Here is a 449-nt window from a genome sequence, read left to right as displayed (position 1 = left end):
AGAAGCCGATCAAGAAGTCCAAGCAGGGCCGCTTCCAGATCATTGACGTGTGCGGCATGATGGACCCCATCACCAAGTACACCCACCAGTTCGCCTCGGCCGACAACATCCCGTCGCGCATGCGCGAAGCCTTCCGCCTGGCTGAAGAAGAAAAGCCGGGTGCGGTACACCTGGAACTGCCGGAAGACATCGCCGCCGAGCAGACCGACGCACTGCCGATCCCGCGCAGCCTGCACCGCCGTCCGTTGGCCGAGCATGTGGCCATCCAGGCTGCCGTCGAAAAATTGCAGAATGCGCGCAACCCGATCCTGGTGATTGGTGCCGGTGCCAACCGCAAGATGACCGCCAAGGTCCTCAAGCAGCTGATCGACAAGACCGGCATTCCGTTCATCACCACCCAGATGGGTAAAGGTGTGGTCGACGAGCGCCACCCGCGCTTCCTCGGCAAC

The 449-nt window shown here is 62.1% G+C and carries 1 pseudogene; it reads left to right on the top strand.

From position 1 onward, the window contains the following. Positions 1 to 449, top strand: a pseudogene (locus EOE48_RS28825) (acetolactate synthase large subunit); the annotation flags it as partial.

It is taken from the genome of Methylobacterium oryzihabitans (genome assembly GCF_004004555.2).
Lineage (GTDB): Bacteria > Pseudomonadota > Alphaproteobacteria > Rhizobiales > Beijerinckiaceae > Methylobacterium > Methylobacterium oryzihabitans.
This window is presented reverse-complemented; position numbering and strand designations above follow the sequence as displayed.